Source organism: Streptomyces sp. B6B3 (genome assembly GCF_039871525.1).
Taxonomy (GTDB): Bacteria; Actinomycetota; Actinomycetes; order Streptomycetales; family Streptomycetaceae; genus Streptomyces.
Map to the genome: position 1 here is coordinate 1 of NZ_JBDPLU010000043.1, position 25869 is coordinate 25869.

23 protein-coding genes and 2 pseudogenes are annotated in these 25869 nt (G+C 72.7%); 15 read left to right on the forward strand and 10 right to left on the reverse strand.

Annotated elements, in window-relative coordinates; genetic code table 11:
* Positions 1-415: 415 nt before the first annotated feature.
* Complete coding sequence (locus ABGB06_RS38655; RefSeq protein ID WP_347600175.1) at positions 416-1672, forward strand: hypothetical protein; 1257 nt, start codon at positions 416-418, stop codon at positions 1670-1672.
* Between the two features lie 108 nt (positions 1673-1780).
* Positions 1781-2512 carry a sulfite exporter TauE/SafE family protein gene (locus ABGB06_RS38660; RefSeq protein WP_347600178.1) on the forward strand — a complete coding sequence of 244 codons (732 nt, stop codon included), beginning with the start codon at positions 1781-1783 and terminating at the stop codon, positions 2510-2512.
* On the opposite strand, the gene ABGB06_RS38665 is transcribed toward ABGB06_RS38660, so the two are convergent.
* Positions 2509-3000, reverse strand: a complete 492-nt coding sequence (locus tag ABGB06_RS38665; protein ID WP_347600181.1) for an NUDIX domain-containing protein — start codon at positions 2998-3000, stop codon at positions 2509-2511. The genes ABGB06_RS38660 and ABGB06_RS38665 overlap by 4 nt on opposite strands.
* A gap of 30 nt (positions 3001-3030) precedes the next feature.
* On the opposite strand from ABGB06_RS38665, the gene ABGB06_RS38670 reads away from it, so the two are divergent.
* Positions 3031-3393, forward strand: coding sequence for a VOC family protein (locus tag ABGB06_RS38670; protein WP_347600184.1), 363 nt, complete (start codon positions 3031-3033; stop codon positions 3391-3393).
* Between the two features lie 3 nt (positions 3394-3396).
* On the opposite strand, the gene ABGB06_RS38675 is transcribed toward ABGB06_RS38670, so the two are convergent.
* The 3 genes from ABGB06_RS38675 to ABGB06_RS38685 form a co-directional block, all read right to left on the reverse strand.
* Complete coding sequence (locus ABGB06_RS38675; RefSeq protein WP_347600187.1) at positions 3397-3897, reverse strand: GNAT family N-acetyltransferase; 501 nt, start codon at positions 3895-3897, stop codon at positions 3397-3399.
* Positions 3898-4066: 169 nt separating this feature from the next.
* Entirely contained in the window at positions 4067-4747 is a 681-nt protein-coding gene (locus ABGB06_RS38680; protein WP_347600190.1) for a hypothetical protein, read from the reverse strand.
* Between the two features lie 119 nt (positions 4748-4866).
* Positions 4867-6522, reverse strand: a complete 1656-nt coding sequence (locus tag ABGB06_RS38685) for a serine/threonine-protein kinase (protein ID WP_347600193.1) — start codon at positions 6520-6522, stop codon at positions 4867-4869.
* A 124-nt stretch (positions 6523-6646) separates the two neighbouring features.
* Here ABGB06_RS38685 and ABGB06_RS38690 point away from each other — a divergent pair, with 124 nt between their 5' ends.
* The 9 genes and pseudogenes from ABGB06_RS38690 (at position 6647) to ABGB06_RS38730 (ending at position 14879) form a co-directional block, all read left to right on the forward strand.
* Complete coding sequence (locus ABGB06_RS38690) at positions 6647-7480, forward strand: class I SAM-dependent methyltransferase (RefSeq protein ID WP_347600196.1); 834 nt, start codon at positions 6647-6649, stop codon at positions 7478-7480.
* 84 nt (positions 7481-7564) lie between these two features.
* On the forward strand, positions 7565-8791 hold the full coding sequence (locus tag ABGB06_RS38695; RefSeq protein WP_347600199.1) for a right-handed parallel beta-helix repeat-containing protein: 1227 nt from the start codon (positions 7565-7567) through the stop codon (positions 8789-8791).
* Between the two features lie 199 nt (positions 8792-8990).
* Positions 8991-9587 (forward strand): CGNR zinc finger domain-containing protein, encoded by a 597-nt coding sequence (locus tag ABGB06_RS38700; protein ID WP_347600202.1) that lies wholly within the window; start codon positions 8991-8993, stop codon positions 9585-9587.
* Positions 9588-9660: 73 nt separating this feature from the next.
* Complete coding sequence (locus ABGB06_RS38705) at positions 9661-10386, forward strand: HAD-IA family hydrolase (protein ID WP_347600205.1); 726 nt, start codon at positions 9661-9663, stop codon at positions 10384-10386.
* Positions 10383-11612, forward strand: a complete 1230-nt coding sequence (locus tag ABGB06_RS38710) for an aminotransferase class I/II-fold pyridoxal phosphate-dependent enzyme (protein ID WP_347600208.1) — start codon at positions 10383-10385, stop codon at positions 11610-11612. The genes ABGB06_RS38705 and ABGB06_RS38710 overlap by 4 nt, the downstream gene beginning before the upstream one ends.
* Before the next feature lie 62 nt (positions 11613-11674).
* Entirely contained in the window at positions 11675-13069 is a 1395-nt protein-coding gene (locus ABGB06_RS38715) for an MmgE/PrpD family protein (RefSeq protein ID WP_347600211.1), read from the forward strand.
* 62 nt (positions 13070-13131) lie between these two features.
* A pseudogene (locus ABGB06_RS38720) lies at positions 13132-13834 on the forward strand (MFS transporter); the annotation flags it as partial.
* Positions 13835-13996: 162 nt separating this feature from the next.
* On the forward strand, positions 13997-14437 hold the full coding sequence (locus tag ABGB06_RS38725) for a hypothetical protein (RefSeq protein WP_347600214.1): 441 nt from the start codon (positions 13997-13999) through the stop codon (positions 14435-14437).
* Between the two features lie 25 nt (positions 14438-14462).
* Positions 14463-14879: a peptidase inhibitor family I36 protein gene (locus tag ABGB06_RS38730; RefSeq protein ID WP_347600217.1), complete on the forward strand. Its 417-nt coding sequence runs from the start codon at positions 14463-14465 to the stop codon at positions 14877-14879.
* Here the strand turns inward: ABGB06_RS38730 and ABGB06_RS38735 are convergent.
* Both ABGB06_RS38735 and ABGB06_RS38740 read right to left on the reverse strand, forming a co-directional pair.
* Entirely contained in the window at positions 14876-17044 is a 2169-nt protein-coding gene (locus tag ABGB06_RS38735; RefSeq protein WP_347600220.1) for an MMPL family transporter, read from the reverse strand. The genes ABGB06_RS38730 and ABGB06_RS38735 overlap by 4 nt on opposite strands.
* 70 nt (positions 17045-17114) lie before the next feature.
* On the reverse strand, positions 17115-17831 hold the full coding sequence (locus ABGB06_RS38740) for a TetR/AcrR family transcriptional regulator (RefSeq protein ID WP_347600222.1): 717 nt from the start codon (positions 17829-17831) through the stop codon (positions 17115-17117).
* Between the two features lie 220 nt (positions 17832-18051).
* Between ABGB06_RS38740 and ABGB06_RS38745 the strand changes: the two genes are divergently transcribed.
* Positions 18052-19692 carry a CocE/NonD family hydrolase gene (locus tag ABGB06_RS38745; protein ID WP_347600238.1) on the forward strand — a complete coding sequence of 547 codons (1641 nt, stop codon included), beginning with the start codon at positions 18052-18054 and terminating at the stop codon, positions 19690-19692.
* A 184-nt stretch (positions 19693-19876) separates the two neighbouring features.
* Here ABGB06_RS38745 and ABGB06_RS38750 read toward each other — a convergent pair whose 3' ends face one another.
* Together ABGB06_RS38750 and ABGB06_RS38755 are read right to left on the reverse strand one after the other, a co-directional pair.
* Positions 19877-21325, reverse strand: coding sequence for a sulfatase-like hydrolase/transferase (locus ABGB06_RS38750; protein WP_347600225.1), 1449 nt, complete (start codon positions 21323-21325; stop codon positions 19877-19879).
* 42 nt (positions 21326-21367) lie between these two features.
* Positions 21368-22693 (reverse strand): MFS transporter, encoded by a 1326-nt coding sequence (locus ABGB06_RS38755; RefSeq protein ID WP_347600227.1) that lies wholly within the window; start codon positions 22691-22693, stop codon positions 21368-21370.
* 208 nt (positions 22694-22901) lie between these two features.
* Here ABGB06_RS38755 and ABGB06_RS38760 point away from each other — a divergent pair, with 208 nt between their 5' ends.
* Together ABGB06_RS38760 and ABGB06_RS38765 are read left to right on the forward strand one after the other, a co-directional pair.
* On the forward strand, positions 22902-23897 hold the full coding sequence (locus ABGB06_RS38760) for a sugar-binding domain-containing protein (RefSeq protein WP_347600230.1): 996 nt from the start codon (positions 22902-22904) through the stop codon (positions 23895-23897).
* 303 nt (positions 23898-24200) lie between these two features.
* The gene (locus ABGB06_RS38765) at positions 24201-24962 is read left to right on the forward strand and encodes a transglycosylase SLT domain-containing protein (protein ID WP_347600233.1); all 762 of its coding nucleotides are present in this window, start codon (positions 24201-24203) and stop codon (positions 24960-24962) included.
* Positions 24963-25061: 99 nt separating this feature from the next.
* Here the strand turns inward: ABGB06_RS38765 and ABGB06_RS38770 are convergent, their stop codons facing one another.
* Both ABGB06_RS38770 and ABGB06_RS38775 read right to left on the reverse strand, forming a co-directional pair.
* The gene (locus ABGB06_RS38770; protein ID WP_347600235.1) at positions 25062-25448 is read right to left on the reverse strand and encodes an NfeD family protein; all 387 of its coding nucleotides are present in this window, start codon (positions 25446-25448) and stop codon (positions 25062-25064) included.
* A gap of 71 nt (positions 25449-25519) precedes the next feature.
* Positions 25520-25869: pseudogene (locus ABGB06_RS38775) on the reverse strand (hypothetical protein); the annotation flags it as partial.

The following is a 25869-nucleotide window of genomic DNA, read 5'->3' on the forward strand; positions in this document are numbered from 1 at the left end:
CCACCCACCCCCACCCATCCCCCCACGACGGGAACCGCGCCAACCACCCCGCGCACAACCCCTCGCCGGCCACCTCACCCCACCGACCGGCCGCACGGACCCACACAGCGACCGACGGCCCGTCGGACTGGCCCCCGACCAATCCCGTCCCACGCCCTTGCCGCTATACCGGTTTAGATGCTGTCATGGGCATGACTCGATGCGCTCGCGACCGCGCCCTCGGGGTCCCGCACCGCACGGTTCGCCCCACGTCCACCTCGCCGGGCGGCGGGCCGCCCGGACGCCACGCACAGCCGGCGTCGCTCGCACCTGTCTCCATCGCTCCACCCCGTTCGACCCGGCACGCACACGCTCGCGGATTGAGTCGATTCAATCCCCGTCCCCCACTCAGCACCCTTTTCGAAAGGAGTCCACGATGGGCAAGAGAGCCGCCAGCCCCATCAAGAGACGCAGGATCGGCGTCCTCACCGCCGGAGTAGCCCTGGTCCTGGCCACGCTCGCCGACCCGGCCGGGGCGTCCGTCCCCGCCGCCCAGCCCGAGCAGGCCACCGCCGCCTCACCGGCCGCCAACGCCCTCGCCAACGCCAACGCCGCCACCGCAACGGACGACGCCCAGACCCTCGCCTGCGGAGACGGTTCCTACACCGCGGAGGCCGTGCAGAACGGCAGCACCTGGACCGCCCGCCGGGGCAGCTCGGTCGTCTACACCGGCAGCAGCATGCCGGACGCCATCTGGGCCGCCATCTCCAGCCTCGACGCCAACCGCACGTCCAAGCAGCGGGTGGTCGTCCGCGGCTCCGGCAGCATGAGCGCCGGCTCCCGCCTGTCGATCCCGAGCTACACCACCCTCGACATCTGCGGCACGATCAACGTGACCGGCTCGGGCTCCGGCGACATGGCGCCGATCTACGCCCGCGACAAGCGGGACATCGAGATCCAGAACCTCACCGTCACCGGCAGCCCGGTGTACGGCATCTTCATGCGCAACGTCGACAACGTCATCCTCGGCAACATCGACATGCGCCTGAACAGCGGCCTGGGCATCCGGGTCGACAACCACGGGAACCGGGCCGACCCGTCGTCCAACATCCGGATGGACTACGTGTACGTCCAGGGCACCAGCGCCCACGGCGTCGAGACCTACGGCGTGGACAACCTGGACGTCGGCACCGTCGTCGCCCGCGACACCGGCGAGTCCGGCCTGCTGATCAACGACACCACCAACGCCGACATCGGCACCGTCGACGGCTACGACGCCGGCACCGGCACCGGCTACGCCGCCTTCCGGATGGCCAACCAGAACGGCCGGATCGGCGACAGCTACTCCACCAACATCCGCGTGGGCCAGGTCATCGCCCGCGGCGGCGGCCGCGGCGTCTTCTGCGTCTCGGAGAGCGGCGGCGCCGTCATCAACCGGGTGGACATCGCGAACACCGGAAGCAACGCCATCCTGATCGAGAACTGCTACAACGTGACGATCGCCGCTCAGGGCGGCACCGTGTCGGGTCCCGGAGACATCCGGATCGCCGCCCGATCCGAGTTCGCCAACACACGGGACGTCTGGATCCAGAACCTCACGGTGAACAACTCCGCCCTCGTCGAGAGCCCCTGCGGCGACAACGTCAACTGGAACAACAACAGCCTGAACAACAGCAGCAGCAACATCTGCTAGCTCCCGTCACCACCCGCACACGCGCGGTTCCTCCCCGCCCACCCGCGGGGAGGAACAGGTGAGCGACCCCTCCACCGTTCGACCGGCCGGTGACGTAGGGTCCGGCAGGTGGTCAGTGGGCTGAGCGGTGTGGACTGGACGGTGCTCGCCGTCGCGGCGCTGCTCGTCGGCTTCGCCAAGACCTCGATCGGCGGCGTCGGGGCCATCAGCGTGGCGCTCTTCGCGGCCGTGCTGCCCGCCCGCGAGTCGAGCGGGGCGCTGCTGCCGTTGCTGATCGCCGGCGACGTGCTGGCCATCCGCGCCTACCGGCGGCACGTGGAGTGGCCGGCGCTGTTCCGCCTCTTCCCGTCCGTGGCGGTCGGCGTGCTGGCCGGCACCGCGTTCATCGCCTGGGTGGACGACACGGTGATGCGCCGGACCATCGGCGCCACCCTGCTGGCCGTCGTCGCCATCCACCTCTGGCAACGCCGCCGCCCGGCGAACCCCTCGGGCCGCTGGCAGGCGCTGGTCTTCGGCCTGCTGGCCGGCTTCACCACGATGGTCGCCAACGCCGGCGGCGCCGTCATGGCCCTCTACCTGCTCTCGAAGGGCTACCAGAAGCTGGCGTTCCTGGGCACGGCCGCGTGGTTCTTCTTCATCGTCAACCTCTTCAAGGTCCCCTTCAGCGCCAGCCTCGGCCTGATCAGCGCCGACTCGCTGACCCTGAACGCGGCCCTGCTCGGCGCCGTCCTCCTGGGCGCCGTCGCCGGCCGCGCCACCATCAGGCGCCTCGACCAGAAGCGCTTCGAACGGCTCGTCCTCCTCTTCACCGTCGTCTCCAGCGTCAACCTGCTCCGCTAGCCCGCCGCGCCGTTCGGCACGTACCCGTAGTCCACCGGCGCCCCGGGCGGCCCGTCGCGTCGCACGGCGGCCAGCAGTTCGGGCAGCCGCGGCGGCCACAGCGCCTCCGCGGTCTCCGCCAGCTCCTCCGGCGACCACCAGCGCCAGCCGAGGATCCCGTCCTCCCGGTGCGCCGCGGCCAGGTCGCCGACCAGCTCCCGGCGCGGGCCGTGGCCGAGGAAGACGTGCTCGTGCTGCCGGACCGGCACCCCGACCCGCGTGTAGTCGTGCTCCCAGAGGCACAGCACGGGGCCGGGATCGACGTCGGTCCACCCGGTCTCCTCCCACAGCTCCCGCCGCGCCGCCGCCCGCAGCTCCTCGCCCGGATCGACGCCGCCGCCGGGCATGGACCAGTGCGGGCCGACCTCCTCGTTGTCGTACCGGAACATGAAAACCGCCCCGCCCGGATCCAGCACCGCGACCCGGGCCGCCTTCCTGGGTATGCGCATCCCGGCATCCTGACAGGAAGAGAGGCCCCCGTGCTCCGGAAGATCGACTGCGTCATGCTCCGAGTCCCCGACCCGGCCGAGGCGGCGACCTACTACGAACGCGTCCTCGGCCTCCACCGCCTCTGGGCGGACGACCACTCCGTGGGCCTCGGCCTGCCCGAGACCGACGCCGAGATCGTCCTGCACACCGACCCCGCGATCCCCACCGGCGCCATCTACTACCTGGTCGACGACGTCGAGTCAGCCTGCGCCCACCTCACCACTCAGGGCTGCACCATCCGCCAACCCCCACTCCCCATCACCATCGGCAGCTGCGCCGTCCTCGAGGACCCCTTCACCAACCCCCTCCGCCTCATCGACCTGACCAGAGGCCCCCGCCAGCCCGCCGCCTGACGGTCACCGTGTCAGCTCCCGGCGCCACCGGCGCTCGTCCTCGTGCCATGTCTCGGTCGGCGCGAGACCGGCGGCGGTGGCGACGGCGGCGGAGGCCCGGTGGTCGGGGTGGATGTGCGCGACGACCGTCCGGACCCGCTGCCGGCCGAGCCAGTCCACGAGAGCACGGGCCGCCTCGGTGGCGATGCCCCTCCCCTGCCACGGGGTCCCCACGACCCAGGCGATCTCGGCGACGGGTCCGTCGACCGTCGCCTGAACCGTGCCCGTCAGGCGGTCCTCCTCCCGGAGGCGGATCACCCAGTTCAGCCACGACACCGCCGGATCGGGCGAGCCCGCGGTCATCCGCTGGTACCGCGACCGCAGCGCGTCCGACGTGGCCGGAGCGCCGCCGATGAACGCGTGCAGCGCCGGATCGCCCAGCACCACGGCCATCTCCTCGGCATGCCCGACGACCAACGGCACCAGGTCGAGCCGCTCGGTGCGAATGCCCTCCGGTTCCGTCACCCGCGACCGCTCTGCACAGGGGCTCCCTCCGAGTCCAAGCCCGGGCCCGCACCACGCCGTAGGTCGTGCGGGCTCCCGCTCGTCGACCAACCTGATCATTCCCGGATGAGATCGTGCGCGTCCAGTCCAGGGAGACGGGACGTGACGCGCACGATCTCTCCCCTCCCGCCTATCCCCCGGCCCCCGTGAGTTGGAACGAGAGTGTCGCCGTGCCGGTCGAGGTGTTGGTGACGCAGGCGTCGATCGCCTGGCCGGCTGAGGTGACGGTCCGAGCGGCCGAGGTCGCGGTCACCGTGAGAAGGTCGGCGACCTCCTCCAACGAGTCCTGGTCGAGCGCGCGGACGTGCCATTCCACCGGTACGTTCGACGTGCCCGTGAAGTGCGCCGCCTCGAAGGCGAACTCGCCGCAGAACGCGCCCCCCGGCCCCAGCGTCGCGGTGTGCGGCCCGATGCCCAGCTCGTACGACACGGCGTCGGGGCCCTGCAGCGCAGACAGCCGGAAGACCGCTTCCGAGTCCGACGTGTTCGTCACGCAGTCGCGGTAGTAGTGGTCACCCGGCGATGCCGGCTCCGCGTTCTCGATCACCTCGTCGTCGGTCGTCTCGACCAGCACCGTCTCGGCGCCACCCGGGCTGCTCGACATCCGGATGCTCCAGGTCAACGGCTGCCGGGTGTAGCTGAGGCCGTACACGTACGCCCCCGCGTCGGACCGCAGGTGGTCGGTGCACACCGTGCTGCCGGGTGGCAACACGGTGCCGGTGGCGGCGTTCGCCGTCCCTGTCGACAGCCCGAGCGCGCCCAGCACGAGCACGGCCATCGACCCGGCGAGACGCGTGCGCCCACGAGGCATGAGGTTTCCCTTCGGTCAGCGTGACGTCCTCCCCACACCGACATCCTGCGCCACCCCGGCGCTCCGGGGCTTCGTGACTTCACGACGGCCGCACCGCTCACCGCACGACCGGGTTGTCACTACTGATAGACGGTGGCGATCCACGTGGTGGCGCTGACGCTGGCGTTCTCCGGGCGGTAGGAGATGTCCCAGATCGAGCCCGTCCGGTCGGGGTAGCCGTAGAGGAATCCTCCGTCGTCGCAGGCGTAGTTCATGCGTTCACCGGCGAGCGTCTGCGTGGCTCCGCCCATGAAGGCGCACGTCGTCCCGTCGTCGAGAACGATGACCAACGGCTCGATGCTCGTCTCCTCCGGCAGGTGGGCGCCGAGGTCGGGCAGCGGCTCGGTCAGGGTGAGGCGGAGCATCTCGGTGTGGTCGAGGGAGGTCATGCACAGCAGCGCGTCGTGCTCCAGGCCCTCGTCGGGTGCGAAGCACGTGTCCAGGACCGAACCGTCGTCGATGGCGCAGCTCCATGCGTCCAGCCGCACGGTTTGCGACGACGGTGACCAGCAGTTTCCGGTTGCCTCGCCGGTGATGGTGATGTCTGTCGCCGGGGTGCCGCCGACGGTCCAGGGAGCGATGGTGACGACCTGGGTGTCGGTCGGCCCGGACGCGGTCGGCGATGCCGAGGGTTCGGGGGAGGAAAGCGGGCTGGTGGTCGTGGGGGTGGTCTCCTGCCCGGCGGCCGCTGAGGGCAGGGTGGACCGATCCGGGTTCGAGGCCAGCCACACTCCGGCACCCGCGCCGAGTCCGGCCGCGAGAACCGCCGCGACGGTGACGGCGACGAGCCTGGTGCGGCGGCGGGCCGTGGGAAGCCGCCAGGCCGGGTCCTCGGCAATCGGCATGTGCCACCGCGTGGCGAGCGCCTCCGCGACGAGCGTCGTCCCTTGTCCCTCAGGCCCCAGAGGCTGGGTCGCCTGCCGGCCGAGCAGTTCCGCCGTCCGGTCGGCCAGCACACGCGCGGCCGGTCGGTCCGCGAGGTCCTTGGCCAGGCAGGAGGTGACGAGTTCGCGCAGGTCGGCCGGCAACGCGTCGACGTCGGGCGACTCCCGCATCACGCGCAACGCGACCGCCTCGGCCGCCCCGGTGCCGAACGGCGCCCGTCCGGTGCCCGCGTAGGCGACCACGGCACCCCACGCGAAAACGTCGGCCGGCATGCCCCCCGCGTCGCCCCGGTACTGCTCCGGGCTCAACCACCCGGGCGTCCCCGTCACCACGCCGGTGCGGGTGATCGCCGTCGCGTCCGTCAGGTGCGCGATGCCGAAGTCCAGGATGTGCGGCCCGCGCGGCGAGAGGACGACGTTGTCCGGCTTCAGGTCCCGGTGGACCACGTCGGCCGCGTGGATCGCGGCCAGGGCGCCGGCGGTGCCGGCCGCGAGGAGGTACGGCTGCGCGCCCGCCAACGGACCGTTGGCAGACACGTGTTCCCGCAGTGTCGGGCCGGCGACATAACCGGTGGCCAGCCATGGGACGTCGGCCTCCGGGTCGGCGTCCAGTAAGACACCCAGATGCGGGCCACTCACCCGACCCAGCGCCTGGACCTCGCGACGCAACCGGGAACGGAACTCCGTGTCCGCGGCCAGATGAGGATGGACGGCCTTCACGGCGACCCGCCGGCCTGCCGCGTCCACCGCGGCGTAGACGACCCCCGTTCCGCCCGTCCCCAGGCGTCCTCGCAGGTGGTAGGGGCCGACCCTGCGGGGGTCGGAGGGCAGGAGGGGAGCGAGAGCAGACACGGGACAACGACCTCCGCGGCGCGTCGATGGCGGCACTGGCGAAGGGGGGACGTTCAGACGGTAGCGGGCCGGGGGTTCGGGCGGGACCGTTGGGTCGGAAACGGTCAGGGGCGGGGAGGGGCGGATGGCGGAGAAGCGGGTTCCGGGGCTCGGTGGGGTGCAGGAGACGCTGTTGGTTCCGCTCTGGGCCCGGGCCGTGGAGACCCGGAAGCGGCGGGGCGTGTTGTCCGATCCGCGGGCGGTGGAGCTGGTCGAGGCGCTGGACTACGACTTCTCGCCCTTCGACGACCCCAAGGTCGTGCTGGGGTCGAACCTGCGCACGCTGGTGTTCGACGCGTGGGTGCGTCGGTTCCTGGACGAGCATCCGGGCGGCACCGTGGTCGAGATCGGCGCCGGGCTCAACACCCGTTTCGAGCGGCTCGACAACGGCACCGTCCACTGGTTCGACCTCGACCTGCCCGACGTCATGGAGTTGCGGCGGGCGTTCTTCGACGACACCTCGCGCCGCCACGGCATCGCCGCCTCGGTGACGGACGCCTCGTGGGTCGAGCGGGTCCGGCGGTCGCCGGGGCCGTACTTCCTCGCGGCGGAGGCCGTGTTGTTCTACCTGGAGGAGCCGGCGGTCCGTGGGGTGTTCGGGCGGGTGGCGGAGCGCCTGCCCGGGGTGCTGTTGGCCGCCGACACCGCGTCGGGTCTGGGGCTGGACACCGAGGGGCGGCAGGACGTGATGAGCCGGGCCGCGGCCCGGATGCGCTGGCACTGCGCCGACCCGCGCACCGTCGAGCGCTGGGGCGCGGGGATCGAGCTGCTCGACTCCCGCACCCTGGCCGGTCTGCCCACCGCCGTCCGGCGCCGTCTGCCGCTGCGCCACCGCGCGATGCTGCGCGTCGCCTCCGCGCTCTACCGACGCCGGTTGGCGGCCTACCGGTTCAACCTCTTCCGGATCGGCACCCGCTGAGGGACGCCCGGCAACCTTCCCGCCCGCGGGTGGCGACTTGGGGGTGAGGCCACGGAGTCGCCGCGGCGGGGCAGGAGGCAAACGATGCGGGTCAGGACAGCGACGGTCAGGAGAGCCGGGGGCGCGGTGCTCGGCGCCGTCGCGCTGGTGGCGGCCGGGGTCGTCGCGCAGGCGGCGCCCGCGCCGGCGGCGAACGCCGACACGCTGATCGTGGTGGCCGTGGACGGCGACGACGCGGCGGCCGGAACGGTCGAGGAGCCGCTGGCCACGATCCAGGCGGCGGTGGACCGGGCCGCTCCGGGTGACACCATCGCGATCCGGGGCGGCACCTACGAGCTCAGCGACGCGAACATCACCATCGCCACCGACGGCGAGCCGGGCAACCCGATCACGCTGGGCCCGTACGAGGACGAGCACGTCGTCATCGACGGCGACCAGCTCCCGGCCAGCCACACCCCCGTCGGCGGCAGCATCCCGCGCGCGGAGCGCGGCTCCATCCACATGGAGGCCGCCTACTGGAACATCCACGGCCTGGAGCTGATCCGCGGCCCGTACGGCGTCTACTGCGACGGCTGCGTCGGCAACGAGTTCCGGGACCTGACCACCCGGGACAACTACGAGACCGGCTTCCAGCTCCAGGGCGCCTCCAGCGACAACCTCATCGCGAACCTCGACTCCTACGACAACCACGACCCGCGCAAGAACGGCGAGTCCGCGGACGGCCTGGGCATCAAGGAGGGCTCCGGCGCGGGCAACCGGGTGACCGGCGCCCGCCTGTGGCACAACGCCGACGACGGCTTCGACGCCTGGGAGTTCCTGTCCGCGATCGAGATCACGGACAGCATCGCCTACGGAAACGGCGTCAACCGCTGGGACTTCCCGGACTGGCAGGGCGACGGCAACGGCTTCAAGATGGGCGGCGGCGACGAGGACCTGCCGGCCGACCACACGCTGAGCAACTCCATCGCCTTCGACAACGCCGCCGACGGCGTCACCGACAACGGCAACCCGGGCGCGATGGACGTCTCGCACACCACCACGTTCGGCAACGGCGACACCGGCTTCCAGGTCGACCGCTCCCAGTCCACCCTCACCGCGAATCTCTCCGTCGCGGACGCGACGCCGGTGTCCCTCGGCTCGTCCACCTCCGTCGACAACTCCTGGGACCTGGGCGGCGACTGGAACGAGGACGCGCTGCTGAGCACCGACCCCGCGGCGATCACGGGACCGCGCTCCCCCGACGGCTCGATCCCGTCCGCCCCCGAGTTCCTGGTCCCCCGCGACGGCACCCCCGTCGGCGCCCGCTTCTAGGCAGGCAACGCCGCCCGTACGTTCCACCGATCCGTTCCGCTCCGTCAGGGGAACGGCCCCGGGGCTCGCGGTTCCGCGCCCACTCCCGCGCGGGACCGCGGGCCCCGCGCTGTCGGTCATGACTATAGTGAGCTTTGGAGATGAACCAGCTCACCGCCTCGGTCACGAGCAGAGCCGTCGAGAGCAGAGGTAGCAGCCAGTGGCAGTCAGCGACTATTCGAGCCGGGCCGCGCTCACCGCCGTCGACCTGGTCAACAGCCATGACGTGATGACCGGCGAGGAGCGACTGGCCTCGGAGGCGGCGGCGGCCGAGCTGCTCGGCCGGCGCGGCTGGGTGGTGGACCGCCCGCTGTCCCGCGTCGACCTGGAGCGGCTGCGCGGTCTGCGCCCGCGGCTGCGATTCGTGTTCGGCAACGCCGTCGTGCGCAAGTCGGTGGCGGACCTCAACGGCCTGCTGCGCGAGCTGGGCGCCCAGCCGCAGCTCACCGACCACGACGGCGCCTGGCACTGGCACTACGCGCGCCCGAGGGCCCCGCTCGCCGAGCGGGTCGCGACCACCTGCGTCGTGGCGTTGCTGACGGTCATCGCCGACGGCGGCGCGGCCCGCCTGCGGATCTGCGACCGCACCGAGTGCGGGAACGTCTTCGTCGACGCGTCACGCCCGGGCAGTCGCCGGTTCTGCGACGCGCGGGGCTGCGGGAACCGGGTGCACGCCTCGGCCTACCGGGAGCGCAGGCGCGGCGCGGGAAGCGAAGGAAGCGGAGGAAGCGGCGACGAGCAGCTCAGCAGTCAGTAGTTATAATCTATTGACTCATGACGCGTCGCGCGCCTACCGTCATGGCTGTCCACCAGAGATCGGGGAGACAGGCATGGCCGCACCGCTGCCCGCCGCACCACGGCTGATCACCTTCGACACCTACGGCACCCTCATCGACTGGGACTCGGCGCTGCGCGGCCACCTGGCCCGGCTGTTCGCCGCCGAGGGCGTCGACCTCGACGTCGCCACGTTCTACGAGCGCTGGTACCACGGTCACGCGCTGCCCGCCCTCGCCGGGCCCTTCCAGCTCTACCGCGACCTGCTCCGCACCACGATGGCCGCGGCCCTGGCGGAGGCCGGCACCGCGGTCGCCCCCGCCGGACTCGACGCGCTCGGCGACGTGATGGCCGACGCCGACCCCTTCCCCGACACCGTCGCCGTGCTGGCCGCGGCCCGGCGGCACGTGCCGCTCGCGACGATCTCCAACAGCCAGCGCGGCATCCTCCGGACCAGCGCCCGGCGGCTGGGCGACCCGTTCACCCACGCCTTCACCGGCGAGGTGGTCCGCGCCTACAAGCCGGACCGGGCCCTGTTCGACCTGGTACTGACGAGCGCCGGGGTGCTGCCGCACGAGGTCGTGCACGTGGCGCAGTCGCAGTACGTGGACCTGCCCCGCTCGGTCCCGATGGGCATCCCCACGGTGTGGATCAACCGGCAGGGTCAGACGCTCCGGCCGGAGACCCCGCCACCCACGGCCGAACTGCCGGACCTCAGCGGCCTGTTGTCGCTGCTCGGTCTGCCGGCCGCGCCGGACCCGGCGCACGAGGCGAGCGCGTGACCGCCCGCGCCTCGGACGCGCTGCGCCGCCTCCACCTGCCCGAACGCCGCGAGCGCCTCGGCCTGTCGCTGCGCGAGGCCGACCGGCACGTCGCCGGCGCGCTGGCCGACGCCGCGGCGGAGGGCCGGGACGTCCTCGACACCACCCACTTCGACACGGTGCGCTTCCCACCGCCGCCCTGGGCCGCGCAGACCTTCGCCACCGCAGCCGCCGACGGCCGCAACGCCTACACCCCGTACCGCGGCGCCCCCTCGGTGCTGGAGTCCGTCGCCGGCCCGCTGTCCGCCCGGCTCGGCACGCCGCTCGACCCGGGCCGCGACCTGCTGCTGACCCCCGGCAGCCAGGCCGGGCTGTTCGCGGTGCTGGCCGCGGTGGTCTCGCGCGGTGACACGGTGGCGCTGTTCGACCCCGACTACCTCTTCAGCGAACGGGTGCTGCGCTTCCTGGGCGCCACCGTGCGCCCGATCCCGCTCGTCCACGGGAACGACGACGACGGCCCGGTGCCCGACCTCGACGCGCTCGCCGCGGCCTTCCGTTCCGGCGCCGGCACGCTCCTCTTCTCCCACCCCAACAACCCCACCGGGGCCCTGTACCCGCCGCACATCCTCGACGCCGTCGCGGAACTCGTGCGCCAGCACGACGCGCTGGCCGTCGTCGACGAGTTGTACGCCCGACTGGTCTACGACGGGCGGGAGTTCCCCCACCTGATCGACCGGCCCGGCATGCGCGGGCGCTGCGTGACGCTCACCGGCCCCTCCAAGACCGAGTCGCTCAGCGGCTACCGGATCGGCGTGGTCGTCGCCCCGCCCGACGTGGTGGACGGCGCCGAGGACATGCTCGCCGCGACCGCCCTGCGCGCGCCCGCCTACGCCCAGCACCTGCTGATCCACTGGCTGCGCGACGACGAGGAGTTCGTGCGGCGGCGGCTCGACGACCTCCGCTCGCTGCGCGACCACACGCTCGCCCGGCTCGCCGAGGTGCCTGCCCTGCGCACCGCCCGCCCGCCGGCCACCGCCTACCTCTTCGTGGACGCGAGCGCGCTGCGCCTCCCCGACCACGTGCTCGCCGAGCTGCTGGTCCGCGAGGCCGGCGTCCTGGTCAGCCCCGGATACCAGTTCGGCGCCCGCGGCGTGGGCTCGTTCCGTGTCTGCTACGCCCGCGACGAGGCCGGCTGGGACGCCGCCCTGACCCGGATGACCACCGTCCTGACGTCGCTCGCCGGCTGACCCGCCGCACCCGCCCCGCAGAAGTCGCACAACTCGCAGAAACAGATGCCGTGATGACCAGCATGACCAGCACACCGGCCAGCACACCGGCCAGCACACCCACCCGCCAACTGATCGACGCCCTCGACGCGTTCGCCCCCGACCGGCTCCCCGCGACCGTCGTCGGGCAGGCCAGGCGCACCCTCTACGACGCCGTCGGCGCGCTGCTCGCCGCGACCTCCCCGCGCTACCCCGTCATGTCGCTGCTGGAGCGGATGGTCCGCGAGGCGGGCGGCGCCGAGGAGTGCGTGCTCGCCGGCTCCACGCTGCGCACCAACCCGGCGACCGCGGCCCTGGCGAACGGCACCCTCGCCTACTACTGCGACATCGAGAGCCACCACCCCGCGGCCAACGTGCACGCCGTCGCCGTCGTCGGCCCCGCCGCCCTCGCCGTCGGCGAGCGCCAGCGGTCCAGCGGCGCCGAGGTGCTCTCCGCCGTGGTGGCCGGCATCGACGTCGCCGCCCGGGTCAGCTACGCGCTCGGCCCGGCGGAGCAGTACGCCCGCGGCTTCCACCCCACCACGGTGGCCGGCGCGTTCGGCAGCGCCGTCGCCGCCGGGCTGCTGCTCGGGCTGACCGGCGACCGGTTCGCCCACGCCCTCGGGCTCGCCGGCACCAGCGCCTGCGGCCTGCTCTCCTGGGTGGACGACGCCTCCGAGCAGTCCCGCCCGCTGAACATCGGCCTGGCCGCCCAGGCCGGGGTCCAGGCGGCGATGCTCGCCGCCACCGGCTTCCACGGCGCGTCCGACGTCTTCGGCGGCAGCTACCCGTTCGGCGCGGCGTTCACCGGCCGGTGGGACCAGGCCGCGCTGCTCGACGGGATCGGCGAGCGGTTCGAGGTCGGCGAGCTGTTCTTCAAGCGCAACGCCTGCTGCGTCTTCATCCCCGCCAGCCTCGACGGCCTCCTCGACATCCTCCGGACCGAGGGCCTGTCCCCCGCGGACGTCGCCGCGGTCCGCGTCCGCGCCCCGCGCTCCTCGTTCCACGTCATCGACGGCAACGCGCTGCGCTCGCACTGCGTGCAGTACGTCCTCGCGGTCGCCGCCCACCAGGGGCACGTCGACTTCGCCGACATCGTGACGGACCGTCGTGCAGATCCGGCCGTCGCCGCGTTCGCCGACCGGATCAGCATCAGCGGCGACGACCTGTTCGACCGCCGCTCGGCCGGGGCGCGCCAGTCGGTGGGCTCGATCACCGAGGTCACCACGCACGGCGGGGCCACCCACGTGCGCGACGTGGAGTCCCCGCTCGGCGCCGCCGCCAACCCGCTGTCCGACGCCGACCTGCACCGCAAGTTCACCCGCCTCACCGCGGACGTCCTCGGCCCCGACCGCGCCGCCGCCATCAGGACCGCGATCGACGACCTCGACACCCTCCCCGACATCACCGCCCTCACCGACCTCCTCGCCGCCCCGTGACCCGACCCGGCCCGGCCCGGCTCGACGGGGATCGCGTCAGACGATCTCCTCGAGCCGGCCGGGTGCGGGGCAACAGCGCCCTGGAGGGCAGCCGGTCGGCGGCCCAGATCGGCGGGCCCGCCCTGGGCGGCGCGCTGGTCTCCCTCCTCGCGGCGCCGCTCACCCTGGCGTCCAGCGCGCTGTTCTTCGCGCTGTCCTTCCTGTCGATCCGGCGCATCCGCCGCGACGAGGCGCTCCCCGAACACGCGGGACGCCCCCCGCGGCTCCGGCGCCGGATCCACGAGGGCCTCCGCTTCTTCGTCCGCGACCCCTCGCTGCGCACCGTCTGCCTCGCCTCGGCCGCCTTCCAGTTCTTCCTCGCCGCCCTGATGACCGGCTACCTGCTCTTCCTGCCGCGCGAGCTCCACCTCTCCGGCACCGCCGTCGGGTTGACGCTCGCGGCCACGGGTCCCGGCGCGCTCGTCGGCGCGCTGCTGGCCCGCCCGCCTGCCCGCCCGGTTCGGGTACGGCGCGGTCCTGGTGTCCGCGGCGGCCCTCGGCGACGGCGTCATGCTGTGCGTGCCCGCCCTGCACGGCGGTCCCGCGGCGACGATCCCGGCCCTGCTGGCGATCAACCTCGTCTTCGGCGCCCTCGGTCAACTCGTCAACGTGACGATCATGGCCGTCCGACAGGCCGTCACCCCGCTCGACATGCAGGGCCGCGCGGCGGCCACCATCACGTTCGTCGGCATGGGACTGACCCCACTCGGCTCCCTGTTCGGCGGCGACGACCCGAGGGCGCACACGGTCCCGCGTCGGAGGCGTGTGCGCGGGTCCGCGCGCCGATGACCGCGTTGCGTAGTTGAAAGATCGCATGGAGTTTCCACGCGCCGGGGACACACTCCGATGAACGGCGCGAAGGGTGCGTCGCGGGAGGGAGTGCCCGGCATGAGCGACATCACGAGGATCGACGTGTACGTGCTGACGGCGGACGAGGAGAACGCCGACACCCGGGGCCGGGTGTACCTGGGCCTGGCGGGGCGGGAGTTCCGGCTGCGTACGGAGTCCGGGGGCGAGCTCGCGCGGGGGGCGGACTTCACCTACATCCTGGGCGAGGGCGCGAACGTGGCCAACGCACACGACGTCGATCCGCGGTATCCGCAGCTCGACACCGACGATCTGGACCGCTATCCGGCCTATCTCCGCTTCCAGAGCGAGGGGACGGCCCCGGCCTGGTGCCTGGAGCGCACCCAGGTCACGGTCAACCCCCACGCCGCCTTCACGCACCGGTTCGACAATCCTCGTCTCGTGAACGCGGGGGAGCCCCGGGTGATCTGGCTGGAGGACAACTACGGCAACGTCCTGCACCTCAAGCGCTTCGACGGCTGAGGCCGACTCCGAAAGAAGGAAGACGATGAACCCGAAACTCAGGACGCTCACCGTCACGGGACTGGCGGGACTCGCGGCCCTCACCAGCACCACACCCGCCAACGCCTCCGTGGCGGCGGCCTACGGGCAGGGCATCAGCGTGTGCCGGCAGGACTGGGAGGGGTACTTCTGCGGCTACGAACACATCGCGTTCAACGGAACCGGCCTCGGCTACCTCCTCGTCGCCAACGAGAGCGTGGGCCAGCTCGGCGAGCTCAACAACCGGATCGCGTCGGTCTACAACAACTCGCTGTGCACCGTCACGCTCTACAAGGACGACAACCAGGCCGGGGAGTCGCTCGTCGTCCACCCCCAGGAGACCTTCGACTTCTACGTCGTCGAGCGCACCTTCAACGACACCGTGTCCTCCCTCTCCGTCGACTGCAACGAGCGACCCACCTAGATCCCGGCCGCACCGGACGCCGTGAGGCGGTGGCCCTCGATGTCGGGGTCGGGGACGTGCCGGCCGAACCAGCGCGGGTGGTACCAGATGCGGGCGCCGACGAGGGCCATGACCGCGGGCACCAGGGTCAGCCGCACCACGAAGGCGTCCAGCAGCACCCCTACGGCGAAGCTGAAGCCGATCGCCTTGATGGTCGGATCGTCCGTGACCATGAAGGCGACGAAGATCGAGAACATGATCAGCGCCGCCGCGGTCACCACCCGGGCGGCCCGCCCGGTGCCGTCCGCGACCGCCCCCACCGCGTCGCCGGTGTCGCTGTACCGCTCCTTGATCCGCGAGACGACGAACACCTCGTAGTCGCTGGACAGGCCGAAGATGATCGCCAGCATGATGATCGGCAGGAAGCTGACCGTCTCGGTGGGCGTGATGCCGAAGAGGTGCTCCCCCCAGCCCCACTGGAACATCGCGACCTGGGCGCCGAAGGCCGCGAAGACCGACAGCAGGAAGCCGACGATCGACTTCAGGGGCACCAGGAGCGTCCGGAAGGCCAGGGTCAGCAGCAGGTACGCCAGGCCGACCACGACGACGAGGAACGCGGGCAGGGCGCCGGACAGCTTGGCCGACACGTCGATGTTCGAGGCGGTGTTCCCGCCCACCAGGATGTGTGCGCCGGTGTCGCCTTCCACCGCGGCCCGGTCGTCCCTGATGCGGTGCACCAGGTCGGCGGTCTCCGGATCGTTGGGGCCGGTTCTCGGGACCACCTCGATCACCGCGAGCCGTCCCCGCCCGGCGATGGGCCGCGCCGCGGCCACGTTGGGCAGCCCGCCCAGCGTCCTGGTGAGCCGTGCCACCACGTCGCGGCCCGCGACGTCGTCGGCGACCACCAGCAGCGGGCCGTTGGCCCCGACCCCGAACCCCTCCGCCAGCAGGTCGTACGCCCTGCGCTGGGTGTCCGACGTCGGCTTGGCCGCCCCGCTCGGCAGCCCGAGCTCCATCCGGGTGGCCGGCAGGGCCAGCAGGCCGAGCAGCAGCACGCAGCCGATCAGCGTCGGCACCCGGAAGCGCACCACGAAACGGCCCCAGGCGGCGCCGCGGGTGTCCTCGGGGTGGGTGGCCGCGGTGCGCGCCACCCGTTCCAGGTGCCCCGGACGACGCGGCAGGCGCAGGAAGCGGACGATCCGCGGCCCGGCGAAGCCGAGCATGGCGGGCAGCAGGGTGAGCGCGATCAGCATCGCCACCAGCACGGCCGACGCCGCGCACAGGCCCATGATGGTGAGGAACGGGATGCCGACCACCGACAGGCCGCACAGCGCGATGATGACGGTGAGCCCGGCGAAGACCACGGAGCCGCCGGCCGTGCCCGCGGCCATGGCCGCCGCGTCCTCGCCCGCCAGGCCGGCGAGCAGGTTGTTCCGGTGCCGGAAGAGGACGAAGAGGCCGTAGTCGATGCCGCAGGACAGGCCGAGCATCAGGGCCACGGTGGTGGACGCCTCGGCGATGTTCACCACCGCGGCGACGGCGGTGACGCCCATGATCGTGAGGGTGATGCCGACGATCGCGGTGACGACGGGCAGGCCGGCGGGGACCAGCGCGCCGAAGGTGATCAGCAGGATGACGAGCGCGACGGCGATCCCGACGAGTTCGGGAAGCTCGGAGACCTCGGTGCGCCAGCCGGGGTAGACGCTGCCGGAGTACTCGACCTGGACGCCCGCCTCCTCGGCCGGCCGCATGGCCCGTTCGACGCCGTCGAGCGCCGCCTCCGACACCTTGCCCGGTTCGACCGTGAACTGCACCGTGCCCAGCGCCACCCGACCCTCGCGCGACACCTGGTCGCCGCCGAACGGGCCGACGGCGAGCGCCACCTGGGGCACCTCGCCCAGCCTCCGGAACGCCTCCTCGACGCCGGCCCGCGGCCCGGCGTCGGTGATCCGGGTCGAGCCGTGCGTGGCGAGGACCACCTGCGTCTGCCCGCCGCCGTACGCGGGCAGCCTGCGCTCCAGCAGATCGGTCGTGCGCTGCGACTCGGTGCCGGGGATGGTGAAGATGTCGTTGGTCTTCCCGCCACTCGCCGTCGCCACCACGACGGCGGCCACGGCCGCGGCCACCCACACCCCCAGCACCAGCCATCGACGCCGGTAGGCCCATCGCCCCAGACGAAACAGCATGACGGACATGGCACGCCTTCCCGACGACTGCGGGACATTATGCGCAAAAGAACCCGGGATCAGCCGGCGGTCAGTCCGTGTCGAGGCCGTCGATCAGGCGGTTGAGGAACCGGGCGAAGGTGGCGTCGGGGGTCAGCGGGCGGGCGGGCGCGGCGAGGGCCTCGGCGAGCTCGGGATGCTGGCCGTCCGCGGCGACGGCCGCGAGGTAGCGGGCCTCGGCCGCGGTCCGGTCGGGCGACTCGGCCGCGGCGGCCTGCCCGATCTCGTGCGCCACATGCCCGGCCACGAACGCGGTGAGCTGGGCGAAGACCTCCAGCCGCGCCGCGCCGTCCAGGCCGGTGGGCCGCAGCGCGGCGAGTGCGGTCTCCAGGAACGCCAACGTGTTGGGCCCGGGCGCGCGGCGGATGGCCAGGGCCGCGGGCAGCCAGGGGTGCCGCAGCATCAGGGCCCGCTGGAGCTGGGCGATGACCCGCAGGTCGGCGCGCCAGTCGCCGGTGGCCGGATCCGTGGTCGGCAGTTCGCCGCTGACCTGGTCGACCATCAGCTCCAGCAGCGTCCCCTTGTCGGGGGCGTAGCTGTAGAGCGACATGACGCCGGCGCCGACCCGCGCGGCGACGTTCCGCATGGTGACCGCCTCGATCCCCTCGGCGTCCGCCAGTTCGACGGCCGCCGCCGTGATCGCCTCACGGGTGTAGCCGGGCCGGCGCCCCCTGCGGGGCTCGGCGGGGCTCAGCCAGAGCTGTCGCGGGTCGACGCCCGGGGCGCCGGATCCTCCGTCGCGGGTCACGGTCCTGGTCGTCCCTTCTCGATCGGGGCCCGTCGTGGACCGCATCCAAGCATGCTCTATTCTCGTACATAGTACGAGAATGAAGGAGGGCACCATGCCATCCCGCACGCACGACCCAGCCGACCCAACCGACCCAGTCGACCGCGCCGACCCAGCCGCCTCCGCGGCGACGCCGGCCTGGGCCCCGCCCGCCGGGAAGCCGCCCCGCTCCGCGCGGCTGATGCGGGCGACCTTCCGGCGGCTCCCCGCCAGGCGGCACGACGTCCGGTGGGAGCCGGGTCTGGCGGTGCCGGCCGCCGATGGCAGCCCGTTGCTCACGGACCACTACTTCCCGCGCGCCCAGGGCGACTTCCCCACCCTCCTGGTCCGCTCGCCCTACGGCCGGGGCCTGCCGTGGTCCCCCATGTACGGCCTGCTCTTCGCCGAACAGGGCTTCCACGTGATCCTGCAGAGCTGCCGCGGCACCGGCGGTTCGGGCGGCGCGTTCGACCTGTGGCGCAACGAGGCCGCCGACGGCCGGGCCACCGTGTCCTGGCTGCGGAAGCAGCCCTGGTTCAACGGAGTCCTCGGCACGGTCGGACCCAGCTACCTGGGCTACGCGCAGTGGGCCCTCGCCCTGGACCCGCCGCCCGAACTGAAGGCGATGGTGGTGCAGGTCGGCCTGCACGACCCCCACGCCCTCTTCCACGCGGACGGCGCGCTCCGCCTGGAGAACGCCCTCGCCGTAGGCTCCGGCATGACGTACCAGCACCAGGGCATGGGCGCCTTCGTCAGGGCCGTCCTGCGCCTGCGGCGGCGGCTGCGGGAGGCCACCACCGCGCGGCCGCTGCGCGCCGCCTACCCCTCCGCCCTCGGCGGCGAGGTGCCCTGGCTCGACGACGTGCTGACGCACCCGGACGCCGCCGACCCGTACTGGCGCGGCGCGTCCCTGGCCGAGGCCGCGGAGCGGTCGAACGTGCCGGTCAGCCTGATCACCGGATGGCACGACGCGCTGGTCGACCAGTCGTTGGCCCAGTACGGCCGGCTCCGCCGGGCGGGCGCCGACACCACCCTGCTCGTCGGCCCGTGGACCCACGCCTCCGCGCTGCAGCAGGGGTGGCCCGAGATGTTCGCCACGAGCCTCGGCTGGCTGCGCACCCACCTGTGCGGCGACCCCGCGGAACCGCGCCCCGGCAGGGTGCGCGTGCACGTCGGCGGCGACCCGGGCGGCGGCGACGCCTGGCGGGACCTCGAGGACTGGCCACCGCCCGCGGCGACCGTCTCCTGGTTCCCCACCGCGGACGGGCACCTGACCCGGCAGGACCCCACGGACTCCGCGCCGCTGGCGTCCTTCCGCCACGACCCGGCCGACCCCACCCCCTCCGTCGGCGGCCCGCTGCTGTCCCCCAAGGCCGGACCCCGCGACAACACCGCCCTGGAGTCCAGGGACGACGTGCTGACGTTCACCGGCCCGCCGTTGACCGAGCCCGTGGACCTCCTCGGCCCGGTCACCGCGCGGCTGAGCATCTCCACGGACACCGGCCACACCGACGTCTTCACCCGTCTGTGCGACGTGGACGAGCGGGGCCGTTCCACCAACGTCTGCGACGGGCTGGCCCCGCTGCGCACGGCCGGACGGGAGCCCACGGAGATCACCGTCCCGATGAGCTCCACCGCCCACCGCTTCCCGGCAGGACACCGCATCCGCTGGCAGATCAGCGGCGGCGCCCATCCGCGTTTCGCCCGCAACACCGGCACCGGCGAACTCCCGGCCGACGCCGTCGACGTCACCCCGGTGCGCGTCACGCTGCACGCGGACTCGGCACTGCTCCTTCCGTTCCCTCCGGCCCCTTCGCAGGGCTCCGATCCCGCGCCCGCATGACGCGCCACACGGCCACGGCGACGAGCCCGGCACCACCTCCTCCCTCGCCCGCCGCCTCGGCCTCGTCCCCAAGGCACCCCGAGCCCGCGGCCTTCAGGAGGTCCAGGATGCGAGCGTTGGTGTACTCCGGCGTACTCCGGACGCTCGGCCGACGGCCCGTGCCACCGGTCTGCCGCCGGTTCGGTCAGCGGTGGTCCCTGGTGCGGTCGAGGGCGTGGAGCGCGCTGCGGGCGCGCCAGCGGGCCAGTTCCGCCAGCAGCCGGGTCCTGGCCCGCGCGGCCTCGGTGCCGGCCGCCGCGTCCCAGAGACTGCGCGTCTCGTGCGGATCGGCGTGCAGGTCGAACAGTTGGCCCTGGTCGGAGTCGATGAGCTCCACCAACTTCCACCGGTCGTCGCGGACCATGGTCATCAGCTCGGTGCCCTGGAGGACCCCGTCCCTGGCGTGCTCGGAGAAGACGAGGTCGCGGCCGCGATACTCCTCCCCGCGCAGCGCGGGCACCAGCGAGCGTGCCTCCATCCAGGCGGGCGGGGTGACGCCGGCCAGTTCGAGCACGGTGGGGCCGAGGTCCATCATGGCGGTCAGCCCGTCGAGCCGCTGCCCCGCCGCGACCCGTCCCGGCCCCCAGGCGATCGCCGGCACGCGCACGGACGGTTCGTACATGTTCCACTTCTGGCTGTGCCCGTGATCGCCGAGGCAGTCACCGTGGTCGGAGGTGAACAGGATGACGGTGTTGTCGAGCACCCCGCGCCGCTCCAACGCCTCGATCAGCAGCCCGATCTGCTCGTCGATCATGGTCACGTTGGCCAGGTAGTGCCGGCGCTGGCGGCGGGATTGCTCGGGGGTGGGGTCGGCGAGATGGACGATCGCGTCGTGGTCGTTGGCCTGATGGTGCTCGCGCAGTTCGCGCAGGGCGTCCGGCTGCCCGGCCAGGTCCTCCTCGTCGACCACGGGCAGCGGCACGTCGCGGTCGCGGTAGGCGTCGAGGTGGCGGGGCAGCGGGTCGTAGGGCGGGTGCGGTCCGGGGAAGCCGATCTGCAGGAAGAACGGCTCCTGGCCCGGATAGGTGTCCAGCCACCAGCGCGCGTGCCCGGAGACGAAGACGTCGGAGTGGAGTTCCTCGGGCAGTTCCCATTCGAAGGCGCCGAGCCGGTCGGCGTAGTCCTCCCGCTCGCGGTAGGTGACGCGGGTCGGCTTCCGATGCCCGAGCAGCCACAGGGCCTTGTCCCACTGGTCGTGGAAGAACGGCAGGCCCGGGTGGTCGCGGTCCTTGTTCTCCACCACCGTGCGCTCGTGGAAGCCGAGCGGCGTCTCCAGCGGATGCGTGTGCATCTTGCCGACGTTGACGCAGCGGTAGCCGGCCTCGGCCAGCGTCTCGACCCAGGAGTGCCGCCACAGCTGGTCGTTGCGGAGCACCCCCAGATTGTGCGGGTACACGCCGCTGAACAGGCTGGACCGGGAGGGCGCGCAGGAGGGGGCGCTGACGTAGGTACGCGTGAACGCCGTGCCCTCGCGCACCAGCCGGTCCAGATGGGGGGTGTCCACGTGGTCGTGGCCGAGCGCCGCGATGGTGTCGTAGCGCTGCTGGTCGGTGATGACGAGGACGATGTTGGGGCGGGTGACGTCGTCGGGCATGGGGGCGTTCGGTCCCTTTCTGGTACTCGTTGAACGGTCTCGTTACCTGTCGTTGTCGTCGACGGGCGGCGTGGCGAGGTCCGCCCGGTGGGTCTCGGGGATGAGCAGCACGCAGCACAGGCTGAGCAGGCAGATGGCGGCCAGGTAGATCGCCACCGGCCAGTACGACTGGGAGAAGGCCGCGGCCAGCGCCGTGGCGATGGCGGGGGTCGGGGCCCCGCCGACCAGGGCCGACGTCTGGTAGGCGACGCCGAGGCCGGTGTAACGGATGCGGGTGGCGAAGAGTTCGGAGAACAGCGTCCCCTGGATGGCGAACATGAGACCGGTGCCCACCGCCAGCATGCCGACGATGACGCCCCACGCGGCGAGCGTGTTGCCCGTGGCCAGGACGGGGAAGTACGCGAAGCCGAGTCCGCCGCACACCACGATCCCGGTCAGGTAGACCGGCCGTCTGCCGATCCGGTCGGAGAGCAGACCGATGAGCGGTATCAGCGCGATCTCCACGGCCGCGGCGACGATGAAGCCGTTCAGCATGGTGTGCTCGGGCACGTCGAGATGGTCGGTGGCGTAGGCGATGCCGAAGACGTTGATCACGTTGAAGGTGGCGGCGTCGGCCATCCGGGCGCCCGTCGCCAGCAGGATGTTCCTGGGATGCTCGCGCACCAGCGCCAGCAGCGGGAAGCGGCGCACCTGGCCGGCGTCCTCGACGAACGTCCCGGTCTCCGGCAGGTGCCGGCGTATGGAGAACCCCACCACCAGGAAGAGCCCGCTGGCCAGGAACGGCAGCCGCCAGGCCCAGCCGTTCACGTCCTGCTCGGGCAACAACTGCACCAGCGCGAAGAACCCGGTGGCGGTCAGCAGCCCGGCGGGGGTGCCCATCTGGTGGATGCTCCCCATCACGCCGCGCCGGCCGCTCGGCGCGTTCTCCAACGCGACCAGCGCCCCGCCGCCGAACTCGCCACCGATACCGAGCCCCTGGACCAGCCGCAACGCGATGAGCAGCGCCGGCGCGAGGGCGCCCGCCGTGGCGTGGGTGGGCAGCACGCCGATGAGGAACGTGCCGCCACCCATCAGGCCGACGGTGATCAGCAGCATCCGCCGCCGACCGACGCGGTCGCCGAAGTGGCCGAAGAGCACCGCCCCGACCGGCCGGGTGACGAAGCCGCCGGCGAAGGCGCCGAACGACTCGATGGTGGCCACCGTCGGCGAGGAGCCGGGGAAGAACAGGTCGGGAAAGACGAGGCCGGCGGCGATTCCGAACAGGTAGAAGTCGTACCACTCCAGGAAGGAGCCGGTGACCGAGGCGCTCAGCGCACGCCGGGGAGAGACCCGCGCCGGGGCGCCACGGTGGTCTGCGGACGTGGACATGCGAACCCTGCCTTCCGCCGGTCGTGCACGCCGCGCCGCTCCCGCGCGGCTTGTCCTCCCCTGTCGAACCTCTCAGATGTGAGATCGAACCCCTCAGATGTGAGATGATGGTAGGGTTCCGGCCACCCGTCAATACCTGTGCGGCGATCTGGCGGCCCGGTACGGAAGACTGCTTGCGGACACGGGGGCGTACGCGGAGGCGGGTGCGATGGCGGAGGGAACGCGACCGGCGCTGCCGGCCCGGGAGCCGTCGGAGCACGAGCGGCTGGCCCTTCAGCGGGGCGACGAGGCGCTGCTCGCCCTGATGATCGCGCGGCGCTACTACCTGCAGGACCAGTCCAAGGTCGCCATCGCCCAGACGCTGGGCCTCAGCCGCTTCCAGGTGGCCCGGCTGCTCCAGGAGGCCAGGCGGGACGGTCTGGTGCGCATCGAGGTCGGGCGTCCTGGCCGGATCGACCAGGAGCTGTCCACACGGGTGCGGCACGCGCTCGGCATCGAGCGGGCCGTGGTGGTGGAGACCTCCCCCAGGGACCGGCACTCCACCATCGACCTGGTCGGCGGGGCGCTGGCCGAGGTGCTGGCCGAGGAGTCGCCCGAGGGCGCGGTCCTCGGCATGACCTGGAGCCGCGCCGTCACGGTGGTCGCGGAACGCGTCCAGCGGCTGCGCACCGGGCCCGTTCTCCAACTGGCCGGCGCGATGTATCCCCCGGAGGGGCTGCCCGGCTCGGTGGAGGTGGTGCGGATGATCGCCGCGGCCAGCGGCACCACCGCGCACCCCATCTACTCGCCGTTGCTGGTGCCCGACGCCGGGACCGCCGACGGGCTCCGCCGGCAACCGGAGATCGCCTCGGCCATGGCGCGCTTCGGCCAGTTGCAGGTCGCCCTGCTCTCGGTGGGCGCGTGGCTTCCCGGCCAGTCCGCCGTCTACGACCTGCTCACCCCGGCCGAGCGGACGCGGCTGGCCAGGGCCGGAGCCTGCGGCGAGATCTCGGGGCGAGTCTTCGACAGCGACGGCGGCCTGGTGCCCAGCGACCTCGACGACCGCGTGGTGGGCATCGACGCCGAGACCCTCCGGGCCGTCCCCCGACTGATCACCTCGAGTTACGGCGCCCAGCGCGCCCAGGCCACCAGGGCGGCCGTCGCCGCCGGCTTCGTACACGTCCTGGTCACCGACGACGAGCTGGCCCACGCCCTGCTGAGCTGAGGCGACACGTTCGGTGGCTCCGTTGTCCGGGCGTCGCCGCGCCCGGTGATCGCGGTGACGGGCGGACGGGAGCTGTGAGGGCCGCCACGGGACCAAGGTCATGTCCGAGGCGGGACCGTGGGCGCGGGCGGCGTTGATGCCCATGGGGGCGGGAAGTGGCGGACCGGTGGCCGCCGGGCTACGAAGCCTGGTCGTAGGTCGTGGTGCTTGCCCATCGAGGAGGCGGCTCCCACCGTGGAGCACGTCCTCGCGTGCTGCGGGGATCTTCCGTCTCCTCATGACTCCCAGGAGAGGTGCACTCCCATGACCACCACGCAGACGACCATCGGTACCCCGGCCACGACCTCGCGCCGGAGGGCGCGGGTGGCCGGCCTGACGGCCGCCTCCGCGGCGGCCGTGGCCGTAAGCCTGGTCCCGCATGTGGCCGCGGCCGCCGACTCCTCCGCCGTCGAGCCCGGCGGTTCCGTCGCGGCGCAGCGTTCGAGCGGGATCGACGCGCTACCGACCGCGCACCAGATCGACGGCACCTCGCTGGACAACGCGCTGGGCGAGGAGCTGCCCCGGCAGACCGACCAGGCCGCGCGGCCTCCGGCGGGCAACCAGCCGACCGAGGATCGTGGCTCGGGGTCTCACGGCGGAGACGGCGGGTCGGTGCCGCACAGCGGGCGTGGCGCCCAGTACACGGACGATGACCAACTGATCACGATCCCGCGTGCGGAGCAGCCCGAGGCGCGGCCGGCCTCGGACGGGCAGATCGACCAGTGGATCAGGGAAGCCCTCGAGGTCATGCACAAGCACGACATCCCTGGCACCTACGACGGTATTCACCGCAACCTGATGCGGGAGTCGTCGGGTGACCCGCGGACGATCAACATGTGGGACTCCAACGCCCACGAGAACATCCCGTCCAAGGGCCTGCTCCAGGTGATCGAACCGACGTTCGAGCAGTACCAGGTCCCCGGGACCAGCGACAACATCTACGACCCGGTGTCCAACATCGCGGCGGCCAGCAACTACGCCGCCGACCGGTACGGCTCGATGGACAACGTCGACAGCGCCTACTGACGACCCACCCCACCCGCGTCCCCACGCCCGGCGGCCCAGCCGCCGGGCGTTCGCGCGCCGCACCCCCTCCGCCGACGGGGAGCGGATCCGGAAGCGGCCTCAGAGGGCCCCTTCTCCTCCTCGCTCCCCGGCGCCGGCCTCGGCCTCCGTCTCGACCACCAGGTCGACCCCCTCGCGACCGAGGCCCGTCACCCGGATCCGCTGGCCCACCCAGACCGGTCCGCCGTCCAGGGTCCGCACGGTCCACGACGCACCGGCCAGCCGCACCTGGCCGGAGTACCCGTCCGCGGCGGCCTGATCCACGACGCCCGTGCGGCCCACCAGCGCCTCCGGCTGCGTCACCCCGTGCCCCTCGTGCGGCCACATCCGGACCGGGCGCCAGCCCACCGGCCAGAACAGGGCGACCAGGACCCCGACGACCAGCACCGCCGCGATCAGTACCACGACAAAAGAAGTATTGTTCGCATTCCACCCAGAAGGGATCATGAATCCCATTCTGCATCCACTTCACCGTCGCCGAGGTCCACCGGGATGGCCGGGCTCGGCGGCTACGACGCTCACCCCTCCGAGGGCCCTTGGGAGGCGGCCTCGTCTTCGGGGGTGGGTGTGTGGGGCGAGCCCGACTGGTCTGTCGATTCCGAGTCGCGGGGATACTCCTCCGGTGTGTGGCTGGGGTCGCCGGTGTCCGGTGGTGTGCTCTGGTCGTCGCCGGGTCTGGGGGTGACCGATGGGTTCTCTTCGGGTTCGGGCGTTGCCGTGTCCCGGGTGGGTTCGTTGGGGGGTGGGGCGACCGGGATCACGGGGGGCGACGGGTGCGGATCCGCCGGGCCGTTGTCGTGGAGGGGTGTGGTGATGAGGGCTGCGATGATCGCGACCACGGCGACGGCGGCGCCGGCCGTGGCGGCGG

What these genes read in the sequence shown, in the direction of transcription:
- ABGB06_RS38690 (WP_347600196.1), top strand. Translation starts at nt 6,647, where the DNA reads ATGGCGGAGAAGCGGGTTCCGGGGCTCGGTGGGGTGCAGGAGACGCTG.
- ABGB06_RS38655 (WP_347600175.1), top strand. Translation starts at nt 416, where the DNA reads ATGGGCAAGAGAGCCGCCAGCCCCATCAAGAGACGCAGGATCGGCGTC.
- ABGB06_RS38745 (WP_347600238.1), top strand. Translation starts at nt 18,052, where the DNA reads ATGCGGGCGACCTTCCGGCGGCTCCCCGCCAGGCGGCACGACGTCCGG.
- ABGB06_RS38735 (WP_347600220.1), bottom strand. Translation starts at nt 17,044, where the DNA reads ATGCTGTTTCGTCTGGGGCGATGGGCCTACCGGCGTCGATGGCTGGTG.
- ABGB06_RS38770 (WP_347600235.1), bottom strand. Translation starts at nt 25,448, where the DNA reads ATGATCCCTTCTGGGTGGAATGCGAACAATACTTCTTTTGTCGTGGTA.
- ABGB06_RS38715 (WP_347600211.1), top strand. Translation starts at nt 11,675, where the DNA reads ATGACCAGCACACCGGCCAGCACACCGGCCAGCACACCCACCCGCCAA.
- ABGB06_RS38730 (WP_347600217.1), top strand. Translation starts at nt 14,463, where the DNA reads ATGAACCCGAAACTCAGGACGCTCACCGTCACGGGACTGGCGGGACTC.
- ABGB06_RS38695 (WP_347600199.1), top strand. Translation starts at nt 7,565, where the DNA reads ATGCGGGTCAGGACAGCGACGGTCAGGAGAGCCGGGGGCGCGGTGCTC.
- ABGB06_RS38750 (WP_347600225.1), bottom strand. Translation starts at nt 21,325, where the DNA reads ATGCCCGACGACGTCACCCGCCCCAACATCGTCCTCGTCATCACCGAC.
- ABGB06_RS38705 (WP_347600205.1), top strand. Translation starts at nt 9,661, where the DNA reads ATGGCCGCACCGCTGCCCGCCGCACCACGGCTGATCACCTTCGACACC.
- ABGB06_RS38665 (WP_347600181.1), bottom strand. Translation starts at nt 3,000, where the DNA reads ATGCGCATACCCAGGAAGGCGGCCCGGGTCGCGGTGCTGGATCCGGGC.
- ABGB06_RS38755 (WP_347600227.1), bottom strand. Translation starts at nt 22,693, where the DNA reads ATGTCCACGTCCGCAGACCACCGTGGCGCCCCGGCGCGGGTCTCTCCC.
- ABGB06_RS38680 (WP_347600190.1), bottom strand. Translation starts at nt 4,747, where the DNA reads ATGCCTCGTGGGCGCACGCGTCTCGCCGGGTCGATGGCCGTGCTCGTG.
- ABGB06_RS38765 (WP_347600233.1), top strand. Translation starts at nt 24,201, where the DNA reads ATGACCACCACGCAGACGACCATCGGTACCCCGGCCACGACCTCGCGC.
- ABGB06_RS38760 (WP_347600230.1), top strand. Translation starts at nt 22,902, where the DNA reads ATGGCGGAGGGAACGCGACCGGCGCTGCCGGCCCGGGAGCCGTCGGAG.
- ABGB06_RS38725 (WP_347600214.1), top strand. Translation starts at nt 13,997, where the DNA reads ATGAGCGACATCACGAGGATCGACGTGTACGTGCTGACGGCGGACGAG.